This window comes from Bacillus cereus group sp. N21, from assembly GCF_016483395.1.
In the GTDB taxonomy this organism is placed as follows: Bacteria; Bacillota; Bacilli; order Bacillales; family Bacillaceae_G; genus Bacillus_A; species Bacillus_A pseudomycoides.
The window spans coordinates 1-237 of sequence record NZ_JAEHBX010000433.1; the positions used below are offsets into that span (position 1 = coordinate 1).

Here is a 237-nt window from a genome sequence, read left to right on the forward strand (position 1 = left end):
TAGAAAGTGAAGCAAAAAGTGCCTTATTATCAAAACAATACGTACCTGGATTAATTTCTTTAATAGCTCGCTCTACTTCATTTGCATCTTTATGCGCAACGATTTTTTCAACATGCCCACTTTCATTACGAACAATGCGTCCATATCCAGCCGGCTCTTCTATGTACGCTGTTAACACCGTCGCTTTCGCTCCGGCGTCGTCATGATGCTTTAACAATGCTTCCATTGTTCCTGCAG

1 protein-coding gene is annotated in these 237 nt (G+C 41.8%); it reads right to left on the bottom strand.

The window, feature by feature from the left end:
• Positions 1–237 (bottom strand): sugar phosphate nucleotidyltransferase (locus JDS96_RS31525; protein WP_274605987.1); only part of this gene is annotated, 237 nt, incomplete at both ends.